7 protein-coding genes are annotated in these 5,151 nt (G+C 32.3%); all 7 read left to right on the top strand.

The genetic code is table 11. The annotated features are described in order from the left end of the window. Window positions 1–244 (top strand): hypothetical protein (locus tag PL9214_RS31760; RefSeq protein ID WP_186440504.1); only part of this gene is annotated, 244 nt, incomplete at its 5' end. A gap of 244 nt (window positions 245–488) precedes the next feature. After that, on the top strand, window positions 489–743 hold the full coding sequence (locus PL9214_RS30985) for a hypothetical protein (protein WP_139295204.1): 255 nt from the start codon (window positions 489–491) through the stop codon (window positions 741–743). Window positions 744–1,098: 355 nt separating this feature from the next. Next, the gene (locus tag PL9214_RS29245; RefSeq protein WP_072722810.1) at window positions 1,099–1,509 is read left to right on the top strand and encodes a hypothetical protein; all 411 of its coding nucleotides are present in this window, start codon (window positions 1,099–1,101) and stop codon (window positions 1,507–1,509) included. Between the two features lie 30 nt (window positions 1,510–1,539). Beyond that, a complete protein-coding gene (locus PL9214_RS29240; RefSeq protein WP_072722809.1) occupies window positions 1,540–1,770 on the top strand; it encodes a hypothetical protein in 231 nt (76 codons plus the stop codon). Beyond that, complete coding sequence (locus PL9214_RS29235) at window positions 1,764–2,168, top strand: hypothetical protein (RefSeq protein WP_072722808.1); 405 nt, start codon at window positions 1,764–1,766, stop codon at window positions 2,166–2,168. Before PL9214_RS29240 ends, PL9214_RS29235 begins: the two co-directional genes overlap by 7 nt. A gap of 1 nt (window position 2,169) precedes the next feature. Beyond that, window positions 2,170–4,182: a hypothetical protein gene (locus PL9214_RS29230; protein ID WP_072722807.1), complete on the top strand. Its 2,013-nt coding sequence runs from the start codon at window positions 2,170–2,172 to the stop codon at window positions 4,180–4,182. 115 nt (window positions 4,183–4,297) lie between these two features. Further along, a complete protein-coding gene (locus tag PL9214_RS29225) occupies window positions 4,298–4,609 on the top strand; it encodes a hypothetical protein (RefSeq protein WP_072722806.1) in 312 nt (103 codons plus the stop codon). The last annotated feature ends 542 nt before the right edge of the window (window positions 4,610–5,151 follow it).

Genomic DNA, 5,151 nt, shown 5'->3' with positions numbered 1-5,151 from the left:
CCAACACCAACCCCAATCCGAACCCGAAACCGAACTCCAACCCCAACCCCAACCCCAACCCCAATCCGAACCCCAACCCGAAACCCAACCCCAACCCCAACCCCAACCCCAAACCCCAAAACAGCCAAAAAATCCTAATGTGAGTGAATTGAGAAAGATGGCTCAAATTAAAAAAATCCAATGGAAAGATCCCAACGGCAAACCCTTGAAAAAAGCTGAATTAATCCTAGCTTTAGGTCTTTAAATTAACCAATTGGAGAGTATGCACTCCCCTCTACCATTGGGTTCTGAGAGATATTCTCTAACACAAAACCCCTGATTTAATCAAAGTTATTAAATCAGGGGTTTTTATTGTCTATTTTTAATAAAATATAAATTTTTAATAACAGTTTAGTAATAAAATGATTTCTACTATATAATAAATCAAATGCTTAGGCAGTGTTGGCACACCCCTAAGCGCGTCCCCTAATTACAGTAGAGGCAACAATATGATAACATCAAACGCGGCTAGACAAGCGGTTTCTAGCCCTTTAGACGTTCTTTCACAGTTTCAACAAAAACACCATTTAAGCGTTTCAAAAACAGCGTTTCTGTTAGGAATTAGTGAGAACCAATATCGCAAATATTTTATCAATTCTAAGAATAAAAGAAACCCCTCTCAAGCGGTTTTAAATCTTTGTATATCACTAGATTTAATCCTTTCTAATGGTTTAAAATTGCCAGACTTCCCTGACTTCGAGTAAACCATTTACAAAGACATTTACATAGTACATAGACCCCTAGCAATAGGGGTTTTATTATGTGAGAAAGAGATGAGAGAGGGTTAAGAAAATAATGGAATGAATCAAGTTTTTATCAGTTCTTTATCATTTGAGAATCTTTTCTCTATCAATGGATTATCAACTGCTACAGGGTACAGATACGTCAAAATGATTGACGATATCTTACAACCTTTAAACGTTGAATTCTGGAGATATGAGAAAGGTATGGGGTCACTAAATGAAGATGAGCTAAATGTTTTCAAAATCTTCATTTTATTAGTTGAAAAACACACAGTAAAGTTTGCTAAAAAACAACTGATTCAGGAATTAAAAAACAATGGTTACAACATCGAAACAAACCCAAAAAGCAACGGAACAAACTACAGAGGAACCGCAAGAAATGAACAGCAAAACACCCAATCAAAATCAAACTTCTACGACTCCCTACTCGGAATATGAGCTAAGGAATGAAGCTATTAAAAGCCAAGCTGTGAAAGATGCTTTTAGCGACGCTCGGATGTATTTAGAGTGTTATGATAGTCATTTTGAAGCACTCAAAAACACCGGAATAACTAACCTCTTACAGTCTAAAATTCAAGAACAAAACACCCAGTTAAAAGAGCGTGAAAACTCGGATTTTTTGTTAATGAATCCAGAAGAAATAATGCAACGGATGAAAAATTTACAGCAAACTTTAGCGTTACCCTCACAGTCAAATTGTCGCTATCTTCCCCAAAGTCTAGGCTAACCTATGATGATTTAGAAGCCTATAAACTCAATGCAATGTGTTAGTTATGGGGGTTTAATTCCCCCTTATAGAGCCATGTTAGAAGCATTTAAGTTTGGGTTAGCAATCTGTTTAGGCTACTTAATTAATTTGAGCTTAAATCAGATTCAAGTATCTGCTTATCAAACTAATTTAGAAAGTCAAAATAAGACTTTAAAAGCAGATTATTCACAATGTCAAAGTCGAGTAAACCAAGTTAAGGGAATAGTAGAAAAATGGTAACAAAGGGTAATTATGAATTACAAAAAGAGCTAAAACAACAAAAACTTTATGATTTAGATTTGTCGATTTTAGATAATAAAATTCGAGCTAAATCTAATGATTTAAAAGTAAGTCAGATTGACGTTAAACGTTCTGAAATTAAGGTTTTAGCTAGTCAAGAAAACTTAACTCAAGATGGGATTAATCTTAATATTTTGAAAGAGAAAACTTTACAACTAACTGACGGGTTAAATTTTGAAAAAGCTAATACTCGAATTAATCGAGATAAACTACTAATCCAAGGGAATAAAGCCATGCTTGAATTATCCCAAATCAAAGCAGAATTAAGCGAGTCTCAAGCGTTATTTTCCCTCAAATTCAGTTCACAAGCTCAACAAAAAATCAATCTACTTAAATAAGATGTATCTCAAATTTTTAGCATTATCAGCATCTCTAGGGGTGCTTTTTTTATCTCCCATCTCTCCTGATTTGTCTAAGAATCAGAAATTAATTTTAGGCGGTCTAGCAAGCGTTTCTAGCTGTTTAAGTTTAGTGTGGATAGGTTATTCTCCTAATCTTAAAATCAAAGCTTTAAAGAGTGATTTAGAACGCGCTCAAAAAACTTTAGAAGCCAACTTAGAAGCTATTCGAGAACAAAATTATTTAATTGAAAATGTTAAATCAGAAAAACAAAATGCAGATGAATTTTATCAGAATCTTATGAGTAAAACACAATCGGACTATGACCGACAAATCAAAGACTTAAAGCTTAAATTATCGGATAAAACTAAAGAATTAAAAACTACTTTAGAGGTACAAAAAACTGATTATGAACGGATTTTAAACAATCAATTAAACGCTCTAACTAATAAGAAAGAGGAAGAAAAAACCATAATTATTAATAGTTATGAACAAAAAATTAAAGGGTTAGCAGATAGAATCATCCAGCTTGAAAGTCAAGAGGAGTATGTAAAACAGCTAATTTCTGATAACGAACAAGTAAAGAAACTATTAGAAATTGACTCTAAAAACCTTGAGTTATCGGCATCTCAGGCACAATTAACGCTTGAAAAACAGGTAATCACTTATGAACAAAAGATTGAAAACGCTATCAATGAGAATGAAAATTTAAAGGCAATTATTAACAGTTTAGAACAAGAAATTAATCATCTAAATCAGACAATCATCCTACTGCAAAATGAAGCAAAAGCACCAAAAAACCCTGATATCAGACTAATTTTAACGTTATTTTCTAAAAAGAATATACGCTTAAATTATCTGGAGTCATTAGATAATTGTGGGATTTTAAGCCACATTTTCGAGATATTGAGCGAGTATTCAGAAAATAGTATTAAGGAAATATTAGCGCAATTACCCGGTCTATCAGAAAATTTTGAATCATCCCCAAACTACTCAATAAGTAAGGGAAAACTTAAGATTAATATTGATAGTAGAAGTGCAAAAGATAAGATTAAAAATCATGATGGATGGCTTAAAAATATTGCTGAAAGTCAATCTAATTTGATAATTTTAGGAGCTAGAGGAACTGGTAAGAGCGAGTTAGCTAATAATTATTCTGCATTAATTCACAACATTTTAGGCAATTTTGAATTCAAATTTATTCAGCCAAAACCAGATGATATGAGCGTTTTCTTAATTGGAAATAAAGAGGTAAAACCTGACTATCTAGGCTTTATGAATATACCAGGAATTAAAAATGCTTACGATGGATTAGAGGAATTAAACGGGGTTATTCATAGCAGGTTAGAGGATAATACTAAAAGGATAGCTACGGGTTTACCGTGCCAAAATTGGAGTCCTCAGTATTGGTTAATTGACGAATTTCAACAGTTAATCTTGCAAGCAAAAAGCTTTGATAAAAAGCCAGAAGATGTCTCATTAAGTGTTAGAAATGCAGTTTCATTAGGTAGAAGTTTAAAAATTTATGTATTAGCAATAGGTCAAATTGCTAACGTATCAGTGCTTAAATGGCAGATAGGTGATTTATATCAATTCTGCCAAATTTATCTAGGGGATGCTATTAAGAATGGAATTAATTACGCGCCCAATAAAGCAGATATAGAAGTGTTAGAAAATGAGTTTAATTTATTCAGAAATAGTGATATTAAATATTATGGTCTAGTGCGTGAGATGGGTAAAAAAGGATACATTGCAGAATTGCCAAACGAGCGCGAGTATTTTGTGATGCCATCCCACGACATCCCAGAATTATCCCACAATCACACACCATCACAAACGTCAGAAGTCTTACCAGTAGAGGTTTTGAGTCCATCCCATCACATCCCATCACAGGCTATCACACAGTCAAAAACTACGATTATCGAGTGTCCCAATTGTGGATCGTTTGAGTCAGTTAAGAATGGGAAAAATAGACGTAAGTGTAAAAAATGTAACAAAACGTTCTCAGTATAAAAAATCGTTGACTAATAAAGTTTAATATTTTCTTGACAATAATTAATAACTAATGTTAAAATAAATAGTGTTAAAATAATGTTAAAATAATTATAGTTTTTTGGAGATGATAAAAATGTTAGGAAATTATGCTGAAACTAAATTTACAACAAAATTAAATCAAACATTTTATCTTCTGTTAACAACAGATATAAATTCAACAGGATTTTTAGTAACCCAATTATTAGAAGATGAATACAACAATATTGACACATTTACAGATATACGCGATGCAATAAAATGTTATTGTAAACAATTAGAAGTAATAGGAGATAATGTATTATTTACTATAGAAAGTTCTGAATTTAAGAATATTGAAACTACAGAATTAATAAATTTTAAAAAAGAAGTTGAATTAATAACTGAAAAAAATAATTTAACTCTTTAACACCCCCCAAAACTTCTAATTTCCAAAATACACAAAANGCAATATTAAGGAAATCGTATCAAAAGGACTCAAAACAACTGCTAACTTAAAAAGCCGTGAGAGCGATAAAAAGCGTAGTGTAGAAGCCTTTGAAAAACTCGAAAAACTCATTCAAATGTATGGTGAAGAAGGAGTTAAAAAAACGAAAACTTACTACAATAAAACGCACAAATGTAATTACAACTTATTGGTTGAATATGAGAAAACTCACCCCGGAGTTTTTGGCTAAAAATCAAGTTTTTGGGGGTTACAATTCCCCCCAAAGTTTTTTCTAAAAATCTCATAAAAGTAGTTGACAATCTCAGAAAAGTCTGTTATATTAATAATAGAAGGGTAGAGAAAAAACGATACAAATTCTCCCCTTAACACTCTACAAACGCAACACAAACGATAAAGGAACCAGAAAAAATGAAAACTACAATTATCACCATCACTGCTACTATTTGTGCCATTCTTTTATGGCTTTTCGCTCCTCAATCTCAATGGGAATTAGAAGTAAAAAA

It is taken from the genome of Planktothrix tepida PCC 9214 (genome assembly GCF_900009145.1).
GTDB lineage: Bacteria > Cyanobacteriota > Cyanobacteriia > Cyanobacteriales > Microcoleaceae > Planktothrix > Planktothrix tepida.
This window is presented reverse-complemented; position numbering and strand designations above follow the sequence as displayed.